At 50.5% G+C, this 21,110-nt stretch carries 17 protein-coding genes; 15 read left to right on the top strand and 2 right to left on the bottom strand.

Features of this window, described 5'->3' with window-relative positions:
• Positions 1 to 63: 63 nt before the first annotated feature.
• Entirely contained in the window at positions 64 to 429 is a 366-nt protein-coding gene (locus NYE29_RS30255) for a hypothetical protein (protein WP_340898781.1), read from the bottom strand.
• 181 nt (positions 430 to 610) lie between these two features.
• Here NYE29_RS30255 and NYE29_RS30250 point away from each other — a divergent pair, with 181 nt between their 5' ends.
• A complete protein-coding gene (locus NYE29_RS30250; protein WP_256718132.1) occupies positions 611 to 1,030 on the top strand; it encodes a DUF2500 domain-containing protein in 420 nt (139 codons plus the stop codon).
• Between the two features lie 139 nt (positions 1,031 to 1,169).
• On the top strand, positions 1,170 to 3,902 hold the full coding sequence (locus NYE29_RS30245) for a calcium-translocating P-type ATPase, SERCA-type (RefSeq protein ID WP_445322188.1): 2,733 nt from the start codon (positions 1,170 to 1,172) through the stop codon (positions 3,900 to 3,902).
• Between the two features lie 105 nt (positions 3,903 to 4,007).
• Here the strand turns inward: NYE29_RS30245 and NYE29_RS30240 are convergent, their stop codons facing one another.
• Positions 4,008 to 4,946 carry a C40 family peptidase gene (locus tag NYE29_RS30240; protein ID WP_340898780.1) on the bottom strand — a complete coding sequence of 313 codons (939 nt, stop codon included), beginning with the start codon at positions 4,944 to 4,946 and terminating at the stop codon, positions 4,008 to 4,010.
• A 411-nt stretch (positions 4,947 to 5,357) separates the two neighbouring features.
• On the opposite strand from NYE29_RS30240, the gene NYE29_RS30235 reads away from it, so the two are divergent.
• The 13 genes from NYE29_RS30235 (at position 5,358) to NYE29_RS30175 (ending at position 21,105) form a co-directional block, all read left to right on the top strand.
• Positions 5,358 to 6,428, top strand: a complete 1,071-nt coding sequence (locus NYE29_RS30235; protein ID WP_038590619.1) for an ABC transporter substrate-binding protein — start codon at positions 5,358 to 5,360, stop codon at positions 6,426 to 6,428.
• Positions 6,429 to 6,494: 66 nt separating this feature from the next.
• Positions 6,495 to 7,421 (top strand): ABC transporter permease, encoded by a 927-nt coding sequence (locus NYE29_RS30230; protein ID WP_038590622.1) that lies wholly within the window; start codon positions 6,495 to 6,497, stop codon positions 7,419 to 7,421.
• Positions 7,408 to 8,202, top strand: a complete 795-nt coding sequence (locus tag NYE29_RS30225) for an ABC transporter ATP-binding protein (protein ID WP_076111316.1) — start codon at positions 7,408 to 7,410, stop codon at positions 8,200 to 8,202. Before NYE29_RS30230 ends, NYE29_RS30225 begins: the two co-directional genes overlap by 14 nt.
• A 189-nt stretch (positions 8,203 to 8,391) precedes the next feature.
• A complete protein-coding gene (locus NYE29_RS30220) occupies positions 8,392 to 10,170 on the top strand; it encodes a histidine kinase (protein ID WP_144024343.1) in 1,779 nt (592 codons plus the stop codon).
• On the top strand, positions 10,163 to 11,728 hold the full coding sequence (locus NYE29_RS30215) for a response regulator (RefSeq protein ID WP_340898778.1): 1,566 nt from the start codon (positions 10,163 to 10,165) through the stop codon (positions 11,726 to 11,728). The genes NYE29_RS30220 and NYE29_RS30215 overlap by 8 nt, the downstream gene beginning before the upstream one ends.
• A 127-nt stretch (positions 11,729 to 11,855) precedes the next feature.
• Positions 11,856 to 13,181 (top strand): ABC transporter substrate-binding protein, encoded by a 1,326-nt coding sequence (locus NYE29_RS30210; RefSeq protein WP_256718133.1) that lies wholly within the window; start codon positions 11,856 to 11,858, stop codon positions 13,179 to 13,181.
• A gap of 119 nt (positions 13,182 to 13,300) precedes the next feature.
• Positions 13,301 to 14,185, top strand: coding sequence for a carbohydrate ABC transporter permease (locus NYE29_RS30205; RefSeq protein ID WP_038599556.1), 885 nt, complete (start codon positions 13,301 to 13,303; stop codon positions 14,183 to 14,185).
• A 3-nt stretch (positions 14,186 to 14,188) separates the two neighbouring features.
• Entirely contained in the window at positions 14,189 to 15,028 is an 840-nt protein-coding gene (locus tag NYE29_RS30200) for a carbohydrate ABC transporter permease (RefSeq protein ID WP_076111319.1), read from the top strand.
• 139 nt (positions 15,029 to 15,167) lie between these two features.
• A complete protein-coding gene (locus NYE29_RS30195) occupies positions 15,168 to 15,959 on the top strand; it encodes an SDR family oxidoreductase (protein ID WP_076111320.1) in 792 nt (263 codons plus the stop codon).
• A 262-nt stretch (positions 15,960 to 16,221) separates the two neighbouring features.
• Positions 16,222 to 16,944, top strand: coding sequence for an MgtC/SapB family protein (locus NYE29_RS30190; RefSeq protein ID WP_038590644.1), 723 nt, complete (start codon positions 16,222 to 16,224; stop codon positions 16,942 to 16,944).
• An 86-nt stretch (positions 16,945 to 17,030) separates the two neighbouring features.
• Positions 17,031 to 18,023 (top strand): aldose 1-epimerase, encoded by a 993-nt coding sequence (locus NYE29_RS30185; protein WP_076111321.1) that lies wholly within the window; start codon positions 17,031 to 17,033, stop codon positions 18,021 to 18,023.
• A gap of 183 nt (positions 18,024 to 18,206) precedes the next feature.
• Positions 18,207 to 20,012 (top strand): LTA synthase family protein, encoded by a 1,806-nt coding sequence (locus NYE29_RS30180; RefSeq protein WP_076111322.1) that lies wholly within the window; start codon positions 18,207 to 18,209, stop codon positions 20,010 to 20,012.
• A 79-nt stretch (positions 20,013 to 20,091) separates the two neighbouring features.
• Complete coding sequence (locus NYE29_RS30175) at positions 20,092 to 21,105, top strand: substrate-binding domain-containing protein (protein ID WP_076111323.1); 1,014 nt, start codon at positions 20,092 to 20,094, stop codon at positions 21,103 to 21,105.
• The last annotated feature ends 5 nt before the right edge of the window (positions 21,106 to 21,110 follow it).

Genomic DNA, 21,110 nt, shown 5'->3' with positions numbered 1-21,110 from the left:
TCCAATTGATATGTCTTAAGAGTGTTCTACTGTGTGAGCAAATATGCATTTCTTTTTCTGTCGTTAAATGGGGCGATGCACCAAATTTGAAGTATATCTAAGCGGTTGCAGCAGCAGCCGCTTCAGCGTAATGTAAATAATTGGGGATAGCGAAACAACAAGTACAGGTACGGGAGGTTCCGGCAGAACTACCAGAGTGATCCCATGATGCGGTAAGCGGACAGCGGGTACAAATTTAATAGGTGTTGAATGTGCACGGACCGGCGTCGCCATTTTATGCTCGTAGCGTTCAAATTTGAGGGTCTCGCCTTCATACTCCACAGTGCTGAAAGCACCGATGGCTCCTGCTATCAGGGTAAACAGAAGAATCGGAATAAATGCGGCCTGAAGCAGTTTTGAGTAGGGAAAATACGCTAGATATGCCCTCATTAGATCACCTCCTTACTGTATCTTGTATATAAAGCATAACATACGTTCCTGTGCCGGGCCAAATTCAAATCAGCTCTTTTTTCATTTTACAAGGCTGAAAAACTGAAACTGATGGAGGAATAAAGCGTATTTTAAAGTAAATCGTACTTTTAATATTTTTTTTGAAAGAGGAGAGATGGATTTGAACGGACAGAGCTTTATTAGCGGTTTTGGGCAATTTCCACAGGGCAGTTTTTTTTGGAGTTTTATTTATGGAATGCCTTTGTTTTTCAAACTGATGTTTTTGCTGGTGATTGGTATTTTCATCTTTGTAATCATCAAATCCATCGGTATCTGGAGCAGCAATAATGCCAGTCCCTTGGTCTCCGCGTACGCTTCGGCCGTGACCAAAAGGACGGAGGTCTGGGGCGGATCAGGCGACTCCGGGGCCCACACGAGCTACTATGTAACTTTTGAGTTTCAAGATGGACGCCGCGTCGAACTGCAGGTACCAAATAAGGCATTTGGATTGATTGTTGAAGGAGACCGGGGGGAGCTTGTATATCAGGGAACCAGGTTTAAGGGCTTTGAGCATCCCGGTTTTCAAAATACTGAAGGCTGATCGTCGTTGTTTGCAGATGTTTCTGAGCAAGCTTTGAAAAATGTCCTTAAATTTTCAGAATTCTGCGGTTAATTTTGGGTAAAACTCCATATAAGTGATTTGCTATACACCACTTTATAATATGGGAGGAGCTGACAGCTTGAATTCGAACTCTGCAAATCAACAAGATCAACAGCCGTTTCACCTGCTGGAGAAAGAGGAAGTCCTGAAACGGCTGGAGACAAGAGAAGAGGGATTAACTTCAGAACAGGCGGCGCAGCTGCTGGAACGGTACGGGAAAAATATGCTGCAGGAGGCAAAGCCAAAGTCGCTGCTGGCTAAATTTATTGAGCAGTTCAAAAATGTAATGATCTTTATTCTGCTGGCGGCTGCGGTGTTGTCGGGGATTCTCGGGGAATGGACGGATACAATCATTATCCTGCTGGTTGTTATATTGAATGCGGTGCTTGGAGTCATCCAGGAAAATAAAGCAGAACAGGCGCTGGAAGCGCTGAAAAGCATGTCTTCACCGCATGCCCGGGTCCGCCGCGGCGGCCAGGTGACAGAGATCAAGAGCGAGGAGCTTGTGCCCGGTGATATTGTACTGCTGGAAGCAGGCAATGTCGTACCTGCCGATGTCAGGCTGCTGGAAACAGCATCACTTCAGACGGAGGAAGCTGCGTTAACCGGCGAGTCGCTGCCTTCGGATAAGCATGCCGACAAACTGGAGGGGACAGATCTCGTAATCGGCGACCGGACAAATATGGCATATATGAGCAGCAGCGTCACGTACGGAAGAGCTGTTGGCGTTGTTACAGCCACAGGGATGAAGACTGAGGTCGGAAGAATTGCCGGCTTTATCGCAGAGGAGGAAACGGATGTCACTCCGCTGCAGAAGAAGCTGGATGAACTGGGGAAATACTTCACCTATATTATTCTGGGCGTGTGTGTAGTCATTTTTGCGGTAGGGTTGCTCCAGGGCAGAGAAATGCTGGATATGCTACTTACCTCGATCTCGCTGGCGGTTGCGGCGATTCCTGAAGGACTGCCGGCGATCGTAACGATCATTCTGGCGCTTGGCGTTCAGCGCATGGCCGGACGCAAAGCGATTATCCGCAAGCTGCCTGCGGTGGAGACGCTGGGCAGTACAGAAATTATCTGCTCCGACAAAACAGGAACATTGACACTCAACAAAATGACTGTCGAGAAGCTGTACGCCAATGGAGCAACTATTGAGGCGACCGAACAGCTCAAGGAAACTCCGGGCGGTGAGCTGCTGCTGCAGGCGATGACGCTGTGCAATGATTCCAGCATTGACGAAGGCAGCACTACCGGCAAGCAAGGTTCAGAGAACACAAAGGGGGATAAAGCCAGCGGGACCAAAAGCGGCAAAGCGATTATCGGGGATCCCACGGAGACAGCCCTTGTGGACTATGCGCTGAGCATCGGCACTGACAAGCGGGAGCTGGAGAAGCAGTATCCCCGGAAAAGCGAGCTGCCCTTTGACTCGGACCGCAAGCTGATGACAACAATTCATCAGGTGGAGGCAGGGAAGTTCCGCGGGCTTACGAAAGGTGCTCCCGATGTGCTGCTTTCCAAGTGCAGCCACATTTATGAGGCCGGGGAGCTCATTCCGCTCACAGAGGAGCATTCCCGCAAGATCACTGCAAGCAATAAGGCGCTTGCCGATGAAGCGCTGCGGGTGCTGGCTTTTGCCTACCGTGATTATGCAGAGCTGCCAGACAAACCTTCACCGGACACAACAGAGAAGGATCTGGTATTCATCGGCCTCGTCGGGATGATTGATCCCCCGCGCGATGAAGTGCGCGACGCTGTAGCGGTCTGCCGCAAGGCGGGTATCCGTCCGGTTATGATTACCGGCGACCACAGGGACACTGCTGCGGCTATCGCCAAACGGCTGGGTATCATCGATGACGACAAGAGTGTACTGACCGGACGCGAACTGGATAAGATCAGCGAGGCGGATTTTGCAAATAGGGTCGAGGATTATTCCGTATATGCCCGTGTTTCTCCGGAGCACAAGGTAAGGATCGTCAAAGCGTGGAGAAAAAAGGGCAAGATCGTCGCCATGACTGGAGACGGGGTGAACGATGCACCGGCTTTGAAATCGGCGGATATAGGTGTGGGCATGGGGATTACGGGAACGGATGTCGCGAAAGGCGTATCCGACATGGTGCTGGCCGACGATAACTTCACGACCATTGTAGTTGCGGTGGAAGAAGGACGGAAGGTATACAGCAATATCCGCAAAGCCATCCAGTTCCTGCTCTCCGCTAACCTTGGGGAAGTGCTGACCTTGTTCATCGCCACAATGGTCGGTTGGCGGATTCTTGAGCCTATTCACATCCTCTGGATCAATCTGGTGACGGATACGCTGCCTGCGCTGGCACTGGGGCTGGAAAAAGCCGGGGAAGATGTAATGACGAAGAAACCCCGCAAGTCCAGCAGCAGTATTTTTTCCGGTGGTGTGGGGGCTGGAATTGTCTATCAGGGGATCATCGAAGCGGCACTGACGCTGCTCGTCTATTACTGGGCGCATACCCATTATGATGAGGGTGTTGCGGTTACGATGGCTTTTGCCACCCTCGGTCTGCTTCAAATTACACATGCCTTCAACGTCAGATCCAATACGAAATCTCTGTTCCAGATCGGCTTGTTCAGCAACAAATATATGCTGGGCGCATCGGTGATTTCCGGACTGCTGCTGGTGCTGGTCATCATTATTCCGGGTCTGAACGATTGGTTTGGTGTACAGCATCTGAACGGTTTGCAGTGGTGGATTGTCTGCGGGGCAGCCGTGTCCATCGTTGTTTTAGTTGAACTGGTGAAGCTGTTTGTCCGGCTGAGCGGCAAAGGCAAAGGTTGGGACTAGTGAAACCGGATCACATCAGTTGATTTAAAATGTAAAAAAGAGCTTGGTCTTCTTTAGCAGGAGACCAGGCTCTTCTTTACTTCAGCAGCCTACGCTGCTATGTGGTTACAGCACGCGCTGCATATGCAGTATCACGTTGCTCCAATATCCGCTGTCCAGTTCGCTGATCTGTACACCGGGATCACCCCAGGTATGGATGAACTTTCCGTCGCCGATATAAATACCTACATGCCCCGGTATGGCGTCACTGTCAAAACGTCCTGGCACGGTGAAAAAAATCAGATCTCCGGCCTGCAGATCACTGCGGCTTACCCGTCTGCCGATGTTGTCCTGGTCTTTAGCCAGCCGGGGCAGATCCACGCCAAACCTTTTAAATACATGTCTTGTGAAGGAGGAGCAGTCGAAACGTCCGGTATCCTCATAAGGACCGGCGCCAAAATCGTAAGGTACACCCAGAAATCTTTTGGCAAAGGCGACTAGTTGACCGGTATCTACGCTCGAAGCGCTCTGGATGCGCAGCGGTTTGGCTATATTGGTGTTACCGTTCTTTTCAGTATTGCTAAGGGCTTCCTTGTCTGACGGTAAAGCAATATTGATCTCACCGCTGGTGGGGTTCCAGCCCACCTCGGTTTGGAGCAGCTTGGACAAAGCTGTCGGGGTGATATAGATTTGACCATCACGGCGAACTGGCGCGTCAGGCAGGGTGATTTTTTCCCCCAGTGAAAAGACCTGAGTGGAGTTCGGGCGCAGCATGTACATCACATCCGTATAGCCGAGCTTGGCATAACCTCCGCTTGCGGTGTCATCCTTCATCCGGTAGCCGATTGAGGCAGCGGCGGGTTTCAGCGGAATCCAGAACTTTCCCTGCTTGTCGGTGACATGGGACTTCTCATAATAGCTGCCCGCAAAAGTGCCGGCAGGTGTCACCGAATTGACTTTTGGCTTTGCCTCGTTTTTGTAATACCCGCAAGCGCTGGTGGACATAACAATGGCAAGGATCACAGCAGTTTTCGTGAATGTTTTAGTTGGATAAGTAAATGTCATTGGACACACTCCATGTTCAGACTGTAAGTTCAGTTTGCGCAAGGAGATTTTTTTTATAAGATCAGGTGGAGTGAACATCTTGGATTAGCTTCCTGATCTTGCAAGAAAAGCATCCTTTAAGGAAGGATTCGGCGACATCCCCGAAATGACATCAATCGAAGCTTTTCTTGTAGGGTCAGAAGGAGTGAACATCTTGGATTAGCTTCCTGATCTTGCAAGAATAAATTGGAGAGCCGATAAGTCATTGACGGATAAACGACCGCCATATAATATTATGTTTAATAGATTGGCTGTATTTTATGTGAGGTTAGTGTAAGCTTTCGCTTTAACGCTTTTAAAGATGAAAGCGATAGTGCTGAGTCGCTCACTTTGATGCACGCGCTGATACCGTAAAAGAAAAGGGGTTATATGATGAAAAAAAAGAATATTTGGGTAGGGTTGAGCTTGTGTCTGATGCTTGTAGCTTCGGGTTGCGGATCGAACAACAATGCTGCGGTGAATACGGAAAAAGCTGCTAACAAACCGGCAAATGCTACGGCTGCTCCTGCAGATGCAGGCAGCAAAGAATCCTACAGTATTGCCATCTCCCAATACGTAGAACATCCGTCGCTGGATGCGACGCGCGAAGGCTTCATGGCCGCGCTTAAGGATGCCGGCCTTATTGAAGGCGAGAACCTGAAGGTGGATCTCCAGAACGCACAGGCCGATCAAGCCAACAACCTGTCCATCGCACAGAAGATTGCCGGCGACAAAAACGATCTCGTGCTCGCGATTGCCACTCCTTCGGCTCAATCAATTGTGCAAAAGGTAGATAAGGATACACCGGTATTGTTCGCCGCTGTTACAGATCCGCTGGATGCCAGACTTGTAACCGATCTGGAACACCCGGGCGGCAATGTCTCCGGTGCTTCCGATACCAATCCGGAGGCAATCACCCGGCTGATGCAATTTATTGCGGCACAATTCCCGAAGGTGAAGAAACTGGGTCTTGTCATTAATGAGGGCGAACCGAATGCTGTAGTTATGGCAGGAATCGCCAAGGAAGAGCTCGACAAACACGGCATTGAGCTGGTGAAGGCTGCAGTTACGAATACTTCTGAAGTGAAGCAGGCGGCTGAATCGCTTGTCGGACGTGTAGACGCATTCTACATTACGCTGGACAATTCGGTGGTAAGTGCTGTAGATACGATCATCCAAACCGCGAATGAGAAGAAGCTTCCTTTCTTCTCCGCTGACCGTGATACGGTAGAGAAGGGCGCTTTTGCCACTGTCGGTTTCAAATATTATGACCACGGCTATCAGGTTGGTGAAATGGCTGTGGAGGTGCTGAAGAACGGCACAAGCCCAGGCGACATGAAAGTGACCATGCAGGAGAAGCTGGACCTTATACTTAACCTGAAGGCTGCAGAGGCGCAGGGCATTGAAGTTACAGATGCCATGAAAGCCGAAGTCGCCGATCAGACCAACAACATCATTCAATAAGTTCAGATATTATGACGGGGCGGTTCGAGAAGAACGCCCCTTGCCGCTTGAGGGAGGAAGTCACCTATGTATGATTCAATAATGGGAGCCTTGGAATCGGGCTTGCTGTACGCTTTTATGGCTTTGGGGGTATATATAACCTTTCGGATTCTTGACTTTCCGGATTTAACTGTAGACGGAAGTTTTACAACTGGCGGGGCGATCGCCGCAGTGATGATTACTCAGGGCTATTCCCCTTGGCTGGCTACATTCTGTGCAATGGCTGGCGGTATGGCAGCCGGCATGTGCACGGGCCTGCTGCATACCAAAGGCAAAATTAACGGGTTGCTGTCCGGGATCCTGATGATGATAGCTCTTTATTCCATTAATTTACGGATATTAGATAAGCCCAACGTTTCGATCATGGGCGAAGACACCCTGCTTAGTTCAATAAATCCTTTGCTGGTCATGCCGTTTATTGTGGTTGCTGTTAAACTGCTGATGGATCTGTTTCTGCGCACAGACCTTGGCCTGGCCCTGCGGGCCACAGGCGACAATTCAAGAATGATCCGCAGCTTTGGTGTAAACACAGATACAACGACTATTCTCGGCATCAGCCTGTCGAATGGCTTAGTAGCGCTCTCGGGAGCACTAATCGCTCAGTCTTCCTCTTTTGCCGATTCAACCATGGGTATTGGGATGATTGTAATCGGACTGGCTTCGGTAATTATTGGAGAGGCGATTTTTGGCGCCAGAAATGTGTTCCGGGCTACGCTGGCCGTTGTGCTGGGCTCGATCGTTTACCGGATAGTTGTAGCGCTGGCCCTGCGGGTTCCGTGGTTAAAAGCCTCCGACTTGAAGCTGATTACGGCAGTTATCGTCATTATTGCCCTGTTGTTCCCGTCGCTTCAGCGGTATATGAAGCAGAAGAGAACAGCCCGCAGAAGAAGCGCTGAACTAGCGGCGCTGGCACTAAGAAGCAAGAAAGGGGGAACAGCCGATGCTAAAGCTTGATAATGTATCCAAGCTGTTTAATCCCGGCAGCCCGGATGAGAAGATAGCGTTGCTGGGCATCGACCTTCACCTTCAAGCCGGCGATTTCGTTACGATTATCGGAAGCAACGGGGCAGGTAAATCCACTTTGATGAACGTGATCTCCGGAGTAATGAAGCCGGATCTGGGGGAAGCACGGATCGAAGGCAGCTCGATCAGCCATTTGCCTGAGTATCAGCGCGCCCGCTGGATCGGACGGGTCTTTCAGGATCCGATGGCCGGTACGGCCCCTCATATGACGATTGAGGAGAACCTGGCGATGGCTTTCAAACGGGGCCAAAACCGCGGTCTGACCTTCGGAGTAAGCAGCGCCAGACGGGCGCTGTTCCGTGAACAGCTGAGCCGCCTCGGCATCGGGCTGGAGAACCGGCTGCGCGCCCAAGTGGGCTTGCTGTCCGGCGGAGAGAGACAGGCGCTAAGCCTGCTGATGGCGACCTTTACCCAGCCGCAGATTTTGCTGCTGGACGAGCATACTGCAGCCCTTGACCCGGCCCGCGCGGAGCTGATTACGAAACTGACGGAATCGATTGTCCGTGAGATGAAGCTCACTACGCTGATGGTTACCCACAACATGGAGCAGGCCATCCGGCTGGGCAACCGGCTGATCATGATGGATAAAGGGACTATTATCCTGGACATTGATGCAGAGCGGAAAAAAGATCTGACCGTCGAACGGCTGCTTGGTGAATTCGAAACCATCAGCGGACATAAGCTGGCGGATGACCGGATGATGCTGGGATAATATGTGCTCTACTTAAATACGCATTTACAATCATCACCCTATAGACTTGGATAGGCAGTTTCTCATGGAACTGCTATTCAGGTCTTTTTTGGTTTATATTTCCATAACCGTGTCATTCGTTTATGATAATAATGTCCATGAAGCGAACTGGCCTCATAAATGATACGGAAAGGCGGATTGAAAAGAGAAATGTACTTGAGAAATAATAAAAGCGCTTACAGGAATTCGGGGATCTTTAACAAAATGATTCTGCTCATTTCCTTCTTACTGCTGCTGTCGTTTCTGTTTTCTCTTATATTTCTTCAGTACGTGTACCGGATCTACGACCGGCAAATTTATGAAAAGTCATCTGAAGTCCTTGGTATGTCGGCAGTCAGCATAGAGAGTGAGCTTAAGGAGCTGGAGCAGCTGTCCTTTGCGGTCGGCTCGGATGAACAGATCCAGGATTGTCTGCGCAAGCTGCTGGATCATCCCACACCCTATCAGCGGCTGGTGCTGCATAACAAGATTATTAACCGGCTGGTGGCTTTTGCGGGTGCGGAGAAGTATGTGTATTCCATGATGCTGATGGATGCAAATGACGGTGTGATGACAGCCGGCAACCGGGAAGGAGTATCGCAGTCCCTGCAGGATCAGCTGAAGCCGCTGGCTGTAGAGGGTGGAGGAAGCAACGTCTGGTACACCCAGGGCAGCAAAAACTCACTGCTTGCCGTACGACAGATCAAGTCTTATACAGGCTCAACTTTTACACTGGATCATCTGGGGACGCTGGTTATCCGCATACGGGTAGAAAGGATCGTTGCCGACAGCACGAATATGGTCTCGGGTGACGGCCAGCTGATTGTAGTTGATACGGCCAGCAACCGCTCAATCTATCCCGCAGAGCCGCTGCTTACACCGCTCGAGCTGGCAGTGGAAGTGGGACGGCCTGAACCTTACCGGACCGGCAGCTACGCCCAAGGCACGTATTTCATTGCTAAGACGGAGTCCTCCTATATGGATTGGACTTATATTAACGCGACACCGTTCAATGAAATGTTCAAGCAGATCACTATTCTCAAAAGAATGGTCGTCATCGTATTTGCCTGCATTCTCCTGCTAGGGCTGCTGCTTGGCTATCGTCTCGCCCGAAGCATCGCACGGCCGATTTCGAAGCTGACGGAGAAGATGAGACGGATCGAAAAAGGTGACTTGGACAATCTGGAGGAGCAGTCGCTGGGACTTGTCTCGCGCAATGCCCAGGATGAAGTAAGCCAGCTCAACCGTACGTTCAAAATGATGATCCGCCGGATCAGAGAACTGATTGATGAGAACTACGCAAAGCAGCTGGTGATCCGGGAAACAGAGCTGAAGGCGCTACAGGCGCAGATAAATCCGCATTTCCTATACAACACTTTGGAATCGATCAACTGGCTGGCCAAGGTGAACAAGCAGGAGCAGATTTCAGAGATGGTGGAGGCACTGGGTTACCTGCTCCGCAGCTCGATAGGGCTGAAAGACCCGCTGATCACATTGGAGAAGGAGCTCAGTATTGTGAGGAGTTATGTCACGATTCAAAGAACACGTTTTGAGGAGCGGTTGGACTTCAGAATGGACATTCCTGCCGATCTGCAGGATGCGCTGATTCCCAAGCTGACCCTGCAGCCGCTGGTAGAGAACGCCATCCGCTACGCGCTGGAACCAAATATTGAACCCTGCACGATTACAATTTCCGTGAGCCGTACTTCAAACGGACTGGATCTTAGGGTAGCTGACAATGGACCCGGTATGACGGATCAATTTATTCGCGATCTGCAGCAGGGGCGGATTCAGACCCGGGGTGAGGGAATCGGGCTGGCGAATATCAAGGAACGTGTACAACTGGTTTTTGGCGGGGAGTGGGGAACCGAAATTGAAAGTCAGCCGGGGATGGGTACGGTTATTCATGTACTAATTCCTTATTTGAAAGGGGAGCATGGCCATGTATAAACTGCTGTTGGTCGACGATGAAAGGCTGATCCTGGAAGGGATCTCACAGGTTGTGGATTGGGAGAAGGCAGGCACAGTGCTGGCAGGAACAGCCCGCAACGGCATTGAAGCGCTGGCCCAAATGGAGCGGCTTAAGCCGGAGATCGTGATCACCGATATTTCCATGCCCGGTCTGGATGGCCTGAAGCTGGTAGAGCAGTGCAGTGTGCGCTTTCCGCAGGTGAAATTCATTATGCTGACCGGCTATAAGGATTTTGATTATGCCTGCAGCGCTATGCAGCACGGGGTCAAACATTACCTGTTGAAGCCGTGCAACGAGCGGCAGATACATGAAGCGCTGAGCGAATTGACGTTGGAATTGGGTGAGATCAAGAGACGGGAGCAGTTTGTGGGTGACATGAAAGAGCGTCTGAAGAAGGTGCTGCCGCATGTCAAAGCGCAATTTCTTAAGGAATGGATTTCCAACAAAACCTATGGAAGCCGTGACCTGGATTATTATCAAGAGCTGTTTGGCCTCACGCTGGATGATAAATCAGTCAGGCTGATCCTGTTCCGGCTGGAGGATGGCTGTGAATATGAGCATTTGTTCGCGCTGCAAAATATCGCCCAGGATATGCTTCATGAGGTGCTTCTCAGCACCACTATCGGCAACCATCTATTAATCCTGGTGGAGCAGCCGGAGGATGGCAGTGACCAGCCGGGTTTGCTGGAGCGGATCTCAGAGGTGAAGGAGATTTTTAATACTTTTTACAAAATATATCCGACGATTGCGGTCAGTGACCAGGGGCAGATGAACCACTCCCGCAGCCTGTACCGGCAGACACTGCAGTGCATGAACCATCGTTTTTATCTGGAAGAAGGCAGCCTGATTACGGGAAGTGACATTCCTGAAGATGAACTCAGCGGACGAAACGAGATTGATCTGCAGGAGGAGCAAATTTGTCTGCTTATCAAAGCTGGCGACCGGCATGCGGTGGAAAGTGAACTGGATCGCTTATTCGGCGTATTATCGGCAGAGCGGTTTGATATCAATGTGACCCGTTCCTATGTGCTGCAGCTGTATTCGGCGATGATCAGACTGTGTATACCGGAGGAGAGAGGCGCCTTTACTTCAGGGCTTGCGGAGCTGGTAGAGCTGCGTACCCTCGGCAGTCTTAAGGATTATGTGAAAGAGGCGGCCTGCCGTCTAACGGCAATGTACGAACGGCATTTCGTCACCCGCCAATCCTCCATCGTAGATAAAATGCTGCACATCATCGAAACCGATTACTGGAATGCGGAGCTCTCGCTTGGTTCAGTGGCCGCAAAAATGTTATATATGAACCCGGATTACCTGGGGAAAATATTCAAAAAAATCACCGGCGAAAAATTCTCCAACTATGTGACTAATTACCGGATTACAAAAGCTTCAGAGCATATTATCCGTAGCGGTGACGTCAAGGTATTTGAGCTGGCGGAAATGTTCGGGTTCGGCGGGAATGCCCAATATTTCAGCCAGGTGTTTAAAAAAGTGACCGGCCAGACCCCTACAGACTTTATGAAGCCGCAAGGAAGCTGATTATTGAACAAAGAGAACGGTTTTTTGTATTCAAGTATGCTGCTGAATTTGAGAGAATTTACATATGGAAGCGTTACCATTGAAGTGGGTCCTTCTTAATCCATTTGCGAAAAGGGGAGAACTGAAATTGAAAAAGAGATTTGCCTTATTGGCGGTTCCCATGCTTTTGTCCATGCTTGCCGGCTGCGGAGGAAACAATAACACTGCGGCCACCGCAACTAATTCGGAAGTGACAGCAGGAGCAGATAACAAGCCGGCAGCTACAACCTCAGCGGAGCCTGTAACCTTGCGTATTGCCTGGTGGGGCGGAGACACCCGTCATTCGTATACTCAGCAAGTGATCGACATGTATGAAGAGCAGAATCCGAACGTTACGATTGAACCTGAATATGCTTCCTTTGATGATTACTGGAAGAAGCTGGCTCCCCAGGCGGCGGCCAACCGCTTGCCCGATATTGTGCAAATGGATATTTCCTATATTAATCAATATGGAACGAACGGTCAGCTGGAGGATATGGGCGCCTACTTAAACAAATCGATTCAGGTCGGAGACGTGAATGAGAATGTGCTTGCGACCGGTAAAATTGACAGCAAACAGTACGGCATTCCACTGGGTGTCAATGTTCTTGGTTTCCAATACGATCCGGCACTGCTCAAGAAAGCCGGTGTGGACAGCATTCCTGAGAACTGGACTTGGGACGATTATAAGGAAATTGCACTCAAGAGCAAAGACGCCGGGTTGTATATAGACACCTCGATGGCGGCGGATGTCTTTTTCAACTACTATCTGCGCACCAAAGGAGTGTCGCTCTACAACACGGACGGTTCTGCGCTGGGTTATGAAGATGATGCAATGTTCAGTGACTTTTTCGGAATGCTCTCTGATTTGATTGTCAAAGGGGCTGTACCTTCCCAGGATAAGCTGAGCCAGAATAAAGGGGTTATTGAAGAGACGGATGTGGTCAAAGGAACGGGGGTCGGGGTCTGGCAGTGGTCGAACCAGTATGTGGCCCTGCAAATTGCTGTGAACCGTCCGATGGCGCTGGCGCAAATGCCTGGTCCGGACATGGAAAAAGGGCTCTATATGCAGCCAAGCATGTACTGGTCGATCACGGCCAACTCCAAGGCTAAAGAAGAAGCGGCGAAATTTATTGATTTCTGGATCAATAATGCAGAAGCCAACAAGCTGATCAAAGGTGAACGCGGCGTGCCGATTTCCAGCAAAATCAAAGAATCACTGTCCACTGAACTGACAGATTCCGGCAAACAGGTCTTCCAGTTCGTAGCGGACATGGAGCCGAAGACTTCGCCAATGAGTCCGCCGGTGGGATCGCCGGAAGTGGTGGCCCTGCTGACCGACCTTGCCGAGCAAATGAACTTCGGCCAGATTAAGCCAGATGCTGCCGCTGCCCGGTTCCGTAAGGAAGCGAATGAAATTCTCGCGAACCGTTAAGGCAAACCCCGCCGTACTGTGAATTCTAAAAAGATTGGAGTTGGAGAACCTTGCCTTCCAGCCATCCCCTTACCGCACAGCCTCCCGTCTATAGAGCGAAGAAACCGCTAGGGCAGAGGCTGCGCAAAAACCTGACAGGATACGCATTTATCAGTCCTTTTATTATTGGATTCCTGAGCTTCACACTGGTTCCTATGATTATTTCCTTGTATCTGTCCTTTACCAAATATAATCTGTTCGCCCCCCCTCAATGGGTGGGGCTGGACAATTATACCAAGATGTTCACAGGTGATCCCAAATACCTGCATTCCCTGAAAGTCACCCTGATGTACGTGTTCATCGGTGTCCCGCTGCGGTTGGGATTTGCCCTGTTCGTGGCGATGATCCTCAATACAAAGTCGCGAATGGTGGGGGCCTACCGGACCGTTTATTACTTGCCCTCCATCATCGGCGGCAGTGTGGCTGTCTCAATTATGTGGCGCAACATCTTTAGCGATACCGGAATTATCAACGGCCTGCTGGGATTTTTCGGACTTGGGCCCGTGAGCTGGTTCGGAGATCCGGGTGCCGCACTCATAATGCTGATAACCTTATCGGTCTGGCAATTCGGTTCCTCGATGCTGATCTTTCTGGCCGGTCTAAAAAATATTTCCGGTGAAATGTATGAAGCCGCCAGTGTAGACGGTGCAAGCTTCTTCCGCAAGTTCTTCAAAATAACGCTGCCGCTGCTTAGTTCAGTGATTCTATTCAATCTGGTTATGCAGACGATCAGCGCATTTATGACATTTGTGCCGGCCTACATTATTTCCAAGGGCGAAGGCGGGCCGATGGACGGAACCATGCTTTATTCCCTGTATTTGTTCCGCCAGGCATTTATGTTCAACAATATGGGCTATGCGTCGGCTATGGCCTGGGTGATGCTCCTGCTCGTCGGAATTATGACTGGAATTCTGTTCAAAACATCCAGATCATGGGTTTTCTATGAATCGGGAGGAGGGAAATGAGCCATGGCGAAGAATAAAATGAAATGGCCGATCTATCACCTGCTTATCGGCGGACTCGCCATCATCATGCTGTACCCGATTGTATGGATGATTATGAGCTCCTTTAAGGAGAGCCGTTTGGTGTTCGTCACGGCGCAGCAGCTGCTTCCGCATCCCTGGGAGTGGGGGAACTACGCCAATGGCTGGGAAGGGGTCGCAGGATATTCGTTCGGCGTCTTTATCAAGAACTCATTCGTTATCGTCATTGTGGCTACTTTTGGTGCGGTGTTCTCTTCCTCACTGGTTGCCTTCGGATTCGCCCGCAACAAATTTGCCGGCCATGGCCTGTGGTTCGGGATCATGATGATGACGCTGATGCTGCCCTCGGATGTAGTGCTGGTGCCGCAATATATAATTTATACGAAGCTGAATTGGCTGGACAGCATCAGACCGATTGTAATTCCGCAATTTTTCGGTGTCCCGTTCTTTATCTTCCTGATGCTGCAGTTCATCCGCACGATTCCCGCGGAGCTGGACGAGGCGGCGACGATTGACGGCTGCGGTAAATTCAGATTGTATTACAAGATTATTCTGCCACTGATCCGGCCTTCTATGGCGACTGCAGCAATCTTCTCTTTCTACTGGCGCTGGGAGGATTTGCTCGGGCCTGTGCTGTATTTGAACTCTCCATCCAAATACACAGTATCCATGGGTCTAAAAATGTTTCTCGACAGTGAATCTGTTTCCAATTGGGGGCCGATGTTCGCGATGTCTGTGCTCAGTCTCACGCCGGTTATGCTGATATTCTTTATCTTCCAGAAGCAGATAGTGGATGGTATCAGTACCAGCGGACTGAAGGGTTGAGTCAAAGTATGATCTGCTCTGGAGCAGAGCAGGAAAGGTGTGCACACCGATTCACTCCCCTGTATGTGAGGTAAAGGTTAAGGAAAGAACTTAACCGGTAAGCGTATACAGATGATCTAGATTGGGAGGATTGGCTAATATGACAGACCAGAAGCTAAAAGGCAAGGTAGCTATTGTTACTGGAGGCGGTTCCGGGATCGGAAGAGCATCGGTGCTGGAGTTCGCCAGAAACGGAGCAAAGGTGGTACTGCTCGACCGGACGGTTGAAAATGCCGAGAAGGTTGTACGTCAGGTGAAACAGGAAGGCGGGGAAGCCGTCGTCATTGAATGTGACATTGCCGAACCGCAGCAGGTGGAAGCGGCGGTGAAGCAAGCGGCCGCGAAGTGGGGGCGGCTTGATGTTGTGTTCGCCAATGCCGGGATAAACGGAGCGATGACTCCGATTGAAACGATGGATATTGAATCCTGGGATCAGACGATTCATATCAACCTCCGTGGAACCTTTGCCACTGTCAAATATGCAATTCCGCATTTGAAGGAGAACGGAGGCAGCATACTGATCAACAGCTCGATCAACGGTAACCGCGTGTTCTCTAATATCGGTTTCTCAGCCTACAGCACGACGAAGGCCGGTCAGGTGGCTTTTATGAAGATGGCTGCACTGGAGCTGGCCCAATACAAAATTCGTGTGAATGCCATCTGTCCGGGGGCGATCAAGACGAATATTGATGACAATACGTATCCTTCCGACGATCTCAAAGAAGTGCAGATCGAGGTGAACTTTCCGGACGGCGGGCAGCCGCTGGAGGAAGGTCCCGGAAGGCCCGATCAGGTGGCCAAACTTGCCCTGTTCCTGGCATCCGCAGATTCGGATCATATTACAGGAACAGAGATTTATTGTGACGGAGCCGAGTCGCTGCTGCATGGCTGATCTCTTCTAACCAAGGGCAGCCAAGCATATAATGAACTGAATAGCTCTTCCTTAGAAGAAACGGAATCCGTTCCTTGTCATAGGCTCAGCCCGAGAGGGCTGCATCGCTGACGCAAAAGGCCGGGGATGCCGTTTCTTCTTGTTCATTTAGATTTAAATGTTTTATGGGGTTAACATGCTATAAATAAAGCTAAGCTTTCATGTTGTTTTCAGGTATACTGATTCTATCTGTTTATTCACAAATATACTTTTAGGAGGAGCTATGGAGATTGATCTGCACACGGAATCGATAGTAAAGCTGCTTGTGGCCATGCTGTTCGGGCTGTTCATCGGTATCGACAGGCAATTAAAACAAAAGCCGCTGGGGATTCGGACCAGTATGGTCATCAGTATCGCAAGCTGTTTAGTGACGCTTGTCTCGATCCATGCTTATGACAAGTTCGGGGGAACGGACCACCCCAACATGGACCCGATGCGCCTGGCGGCGCAGATTGTCAGCGGGATCGGATTTTTGGGCGCGGGTGTAATCCTGCGCAGAGGCGGAGACGCGATTTCCGGATTAACTTCGGCGGCGCTGATCTGGACGGCCTCGGGGATTGGCATCGCGGTTGGAGCAGGCTTTTATGTGGAAGCGGGGTATGCAGTTGTGCTGCTGATGTTTGCCGTCAATGCTGTGCCGCTGCTGATCAAAGCCGTTGGACCACAGGTGCTGAACAAGCATGAGATTTCCGTCAAGATCATAATGGAGCCCAATTATGTGCTGACCGAGGTGATCCAGAAGATCGAGGGACGTCAGATGACCGATCAACGAAAGACGAGAAGACCGGGACGGACGATCCGGCGGATGAAGATCAAGGATCTGGATGACGGCAGACAACTGATTGACATGGTGCTGTCTGCGCCTGATCAGGATTATGCGACGGAAATTTATTATGATGTGAAGAAAATTGAACATGTAATGAGCGTAGAAGTGGAACAGTTGTAAAAATGACATGTTCGCTTCTGGGCAGATGTGGTAATCTATTTAGGAGATAGTCATTTCGAACATATGGAAGGGAGAATAAAGTTATCATGTCGATTACTGCATTCGAAGGACAATATGAAGGAGAAGCTGCAGTCTGGCTAAAAGCGGGACGTTACGAGGCAGCTATCCTGCCGGGCATCGGCGGCAATCTGATTTGCTTCCGTGATACCGAAAACGGTTACCGTTTCCTGCATGAGCCGGGAGCGGCAGAGATGGAGGCCTTTAAGGCCAGCCCTGGAATTCACGGCATACCTGTACTGTTTCCTCCGAATCGTTATGAAGATGGGGAATTTCCGTGGAATGGACAAACCTACAAGTTTCCGGTGAATGAGGCTGCAACAGGCAACCATCTGCACGGATTTTTACATACGGCTGCGTGGGAAGTTGAAGAATTCGGCAGCGGTAAGAGCGAAAGCTTCGTTACGGTGGCGATCAAGGTAGACGAGACTCACCCGTCCTATCAATACCTGCCGTTCAAATATACGGTCAAGCTGCGCTACACGCTGGGAGAAGCAACCGGGCTGTCCCAGCAACTGCTGGTCCACAATGACGGCGGCGAGCTGATGCCTTGCCTGCTGGCCTTCCACACGGCGATCAATGCGCCGTTTGCACCGGACAGCTCGCCTCAGGATTACCGCGTGAAGGCAACCATCGGCGAGCGCTGGGAGTTGAGTGAGCGCATGCTGCCTACCGGTGCATTCCAGGAGCTGACGGCAGACGAAATCGCGTTGCGTGATGAAGGAGTTAATCCGTTTTTTGCGCCGATGGACAACCACTACACCGCTGTACCGCAAAATGGCCGCAACCGGATGGAACTGACGGACAGCAAGTCCGGCGTTACGCTCGTGTATGATGTCGGAACCTCGTACAAGCAATGGATGATCTGGAACAATGGCGCTACAGAAGGATTCTTCTGTCCGGAGCCGCAGATTAACCTGGTGAATGCGCCGAAGGTGGATCTTCCTGCTGATGAGATCGGATTGTTCGGCCTGAAGCCGGGCGAATTCTGGGAAGAAACCAGCCGTCTGTACGTGAAATAGGGAGTAGAGATTCATAGCTGAACAAGCCGGGTGCATCTAACTGATGTGTGCGGTGCTAAGGTCTCAAATGGGAAGGAAAGCCAAGCCTCACTTTTGTGGGGCTTTTTTTGTGCGTTCTTTTAATGCAGCTTTAAGCTAAATGGCGTATACTACACGTTTAGTATAGTTAGGAGTGAATATTATATGCGCTATTTTTTACCTTCCAAACGATTGGGCTTCCTGCTGCTCGCTCTGCTGCTATGCGGCTTTGCTCTGAATTTCTTCATGCAGGCCGCTTCATTAAATATGGATGCGATGAGTGTTTTCAGCTGGATCGGAGAATATTACTGGTTGTATTTAGCCGGAGGCCTGTTCTTTTTCTTTCTCCTGCTGGTATTTTCCATGATATTGCCGAGCGTCTACGCCGGATCTGCGGTAGCCGCTGTGTTATGCATCGTGCTGGGTATTGTCGATTACAAGAAATTGTCCACCACCGGAGAACCGCTGTTTCCCTGGGATTTGATGCTGCTCAAAAATGCCGGGGAGATGAGCCATATTACCAAAGGCATGATTCCACCGCTTGCGCTGGCAGCTGCTGTTCTGCTTATTGCCGCTGTGGTCTGGCTGCTCTTCAAACTGCCGAAGATTAAGGTGTCCCTGCCGCTGAGAATGCTCTTTGCCGCGCTTTCGGTGGCGATGATAACCGGATTTGTTTCGATGGTCGCCCATCAGTCTTCTTTGGCTGTTTCGATGAAATATCAGAACATTTTCTGGAACCAGAAGGTGAATTACAAACAGAACGGTCTTTTATTTGCCTTTGCCGGCAATTTGCGCCAGAGCCTGATCGAAGAGCCTGAGGGCTACAGCCGCAGAGCAATTGAGGAGATCGCCGCTAAATACAGCAAGCTGCCGGATCCGGTTCCGAACGTACAGGCAACGCAGCAGCCGAACATCCTGTTCATGATGGACGAAGCCTTCTTTGATCCTACCCGTCTGCCGGGGCTCTCCTTTAGTGAAGATCCGCTAAAGTTTATCCATGAGGAAGAATCTGCCACACCCTCCGGTTTCCTGCTCTCACCTGAGTTTGGCGGCAATACGGCAAATATAGAATTTGAAGCGTTGACAGGGATGTCCATGTATTTTCTTAACGACGGTTCCATTCCATATCAGCAAAAAATAGTGAAAATGTCCTCGCTGCCTTCAATTGTAAGCATTCTGAAGGAGCGTGGCTACCGGGCGCTGGCGCTGCATCCGTATGACGAGACGTTCTACAACCGCAACCGTGTGTACCCGATTCTCGGATTTGACGCATTTACCAGCGAGAAGGATCTGGACAATGCCGGACGCATCACACCGGAGGGATACATTTCCGATAAGGCGGCTGTACAGGAGGCTTTGCGGGAGCTGAAGGCGTCCTCTGACCCGGCGTTTTTGCATCTGGTGACCATGCAGAATCATTTTCCGTTTACGAAGGGGCACAATGGACCGAATACGATATCCGTTGAAGGCACTTCACCGTCCTATAAAGACGAGCTTGAAACCTACACACAGAATACCAAGCTGACCGATGAGGCGCTGGCGTATCTGCAGCAGGAGCTGCTAACTCTTGATCGTCCTACGATTGCCGTTTTTTGGGGTGATCATTTGCCGGCATTGTCGGCCGGAATATATACGGATGCCGGCTGGGACAGCGAGCCAAGGCTTAAGCACGAGACAAAGCTGGTGATGCTGGCGAATTTTAATATTGGCAAAGAGCCGCTGAACACTCTCAGTCCGGCCTTTCTGGGTCCTACAGTCTTTAGACTCTCGGGTCAGCCTATGCCCCCGTACTACAAACTTCTGGGGAAAGTGCAGGATGAGATGCCCGGTCTGAGCAAGCAGGTGCTGATCGGTTCCAACGGTGCACTGACAGCTTTCACTCCTGAACAGCAACAGCTGCTGGATGACTACCGTATGGTGGAGTACGATCTGCTGGAGGGCGAGAATTATTCACAAGATTTGCTATTCTGAGGGTATTCCCTTCTCCTATTAAACAAGGTATCATGGCAATAGCTGTGCTACCTTGTTCTTTTGCGAAAGGGGTTACATTTTGAAAAAGCTGTGGATGGTCTATGTGCTGCTAATCGGTATTTTTCTCGTATATGTGCTGAATTACAAGCTGCAGGCTGACGCTGCGGATCCATGGGAGACAGCCGGTCTGCGCGGCAATATAGAAGATAAATATGTGATGGTTACCTTTCAAAGTGGAATTGATTATTGGAAAAGCGTGCTGAAGGGCTTCGAAGATGCTGCGGAGGAGCTGAACGTCTCCGTCGAATACCATGGCTCGACCCAGCATGATGCCAATGAGCAAATGACGGTATTGGAGCAAATGATAGCCAAAAAACCGGCGGGAATTGCCATTTCGGCAGTTAATTCCGAGCTGCTCACAGCTACGATCAACAAGGCCGTGGACAGCGGCATCCCTGTCGTGCTGTTTGACTCGGGGGCACCGGACAGCAAGGCCTACTCTTTCCTTGGCACCAATAACTACAATGCCGGAGTTGAAGCTGCGCGGAAGATGGCCCAGCTCACCGGCGGCAAAGGGGAGGTGGCGATTATTACGACCCCGGAGCAGCATAATCATCAGGAGCGTACGGACGGCTTCAGTGTCACCATCCGCAGCGAATTCCCTGAGATGAAGCTGGTAGCAATCAAGGATGGACGCGGTGATCAGGTGGCTTCCAGGGAAGCGGCACAACAGCTGGTAGCGGAATACCCGAAGCTTACAGGTATTTTTGCTACGGAGTCCAATGGGGGAATAGGTGTAGCCGAGGCGGTAGAAACGAAGCAGGGAGCCGGGTCATTGCTCAAGATCATCAGCTTCGATACGGATAAAGGCACACTTGATCTTGTTAAAGAAGGCAGAATCGCCGCCACGATGGCGCAAGGTACCTGGAATATGGGCTACTGGTCGCTTACGGAGCTGTTTCATTTACACCGTGATCTGGATGAGGACCCTGCCGCCTACGCCAATAACAAGCCTATTCCTGTGCCTGATACGGTAGACACCGGCATTGATGTGGTGACCCGGGCCAATGTGGACAACTATTATGCCAAATAGAAGCA

This window comes from Paenibacillus sp. FSL M7-1046 (assembly GCF_038007405.1).
Taxonomy (GTDB): Bacteria; Bacillota; Bacilli; order Paenibacillales; family Paenibacillaceae; genus Paenibacillus_AQ.
Note: the sequence above shows the minus strand (reverse complement) of the source record. Positions and strands in the feature narration are given on the sequence as shown.

What these genes read in the sequence shown, in the direction of transcription:
- NYE29_RS30255 (WP_340898781.1), bottom strand. Translation starts at nt 429, where the DNA reads ATGAGGGCATATCTAGCGTATTTTCCCTACTCAAAACTGCTTCAGGCC.
- NYE29_RS30240 (WP_340898780.1), bottom strand. Translation starts at nt 4,946, where the DNA reads ATGACATTTACTTATCCAACTAAAACATTCACGAAAACTGCTGTGATC.
- NYE29_RS30235 (WP_038590619.1), top strand. Translation starts at nt 5,358, where the DNA reads ATGAAAAAAAAGAATATTTGGGTAGGGTTGAGCTTGTGTCTGATGCTT.
- NYE29_RS30230 (WP_038590622.1), top strand. Translation starts at nt 6,495, where the DNA reads ATGTATGATTCAATAATGGGAGCCTTGGAATCGGGCTTGCTGTACGCT.
- NYE29_RS30225 (WP_076111316.1), top strand. Translation starts at nt 7,408, where the DNA reads ATGCTAAAGCTTGATAATGTATCCAAGCTGTTTAATCCCGGCAGCCCG.
- NYE29_RS30220 (WP_144024343.1), top strand. Translation starts at nt 8,392, where the DNA reads ATGTACTTGAGAAATAATAAAAGCGCTTACAGGAATTCGGGGATCTTT.
- NYE29_RS30215 (WP_340898778.1), top strand. Translation starts at nt 10,163, where the DNA reads ATGTATAAACTGCTGTTGGTCGACGATGAAAGGCTGATCCTGGAAGGG.
- NYE29_RS30200 (WP_076111319.1), top strand. Translation starts at nt 14,189, where the DNA reads ATGGCGAAGAATAAAATGAAATGGCCGATCTATCACCTGCTTATCGGC.
- NYE29_RS30195 (WP_076111320.1), top strand. Translation starts at nt 15,168, where the DNA reads ATGACAGACCAGAAGCTAAAAGGCAAGGTAGCTATTGTTACTGGAGGC.
- NYE29_RS30190 (WP_038590644.1), top strand. Translation starts at nt 16,222, where the DNA reads ATGGAGATTGATCTGCACACGGAATCGATAGTAAAGCTGCTTGTGGCC.
- NYE29_RS30185 (WP_076111321.1), top strand. Translation starts at nt 17,031, where the DNA reads ATGTCGATTACTGCATTCGAAGGACAATATGAAGGAGAAGCTGCAGTC.
- NYE29_RS30180 (WP_076111322.1), top strand. Translation starts at nt 18,207, where the DNA reads ATGCGCTATTTTTTACCTTCCAAACGATTGGGCTTCCTGCTGCTCGCT.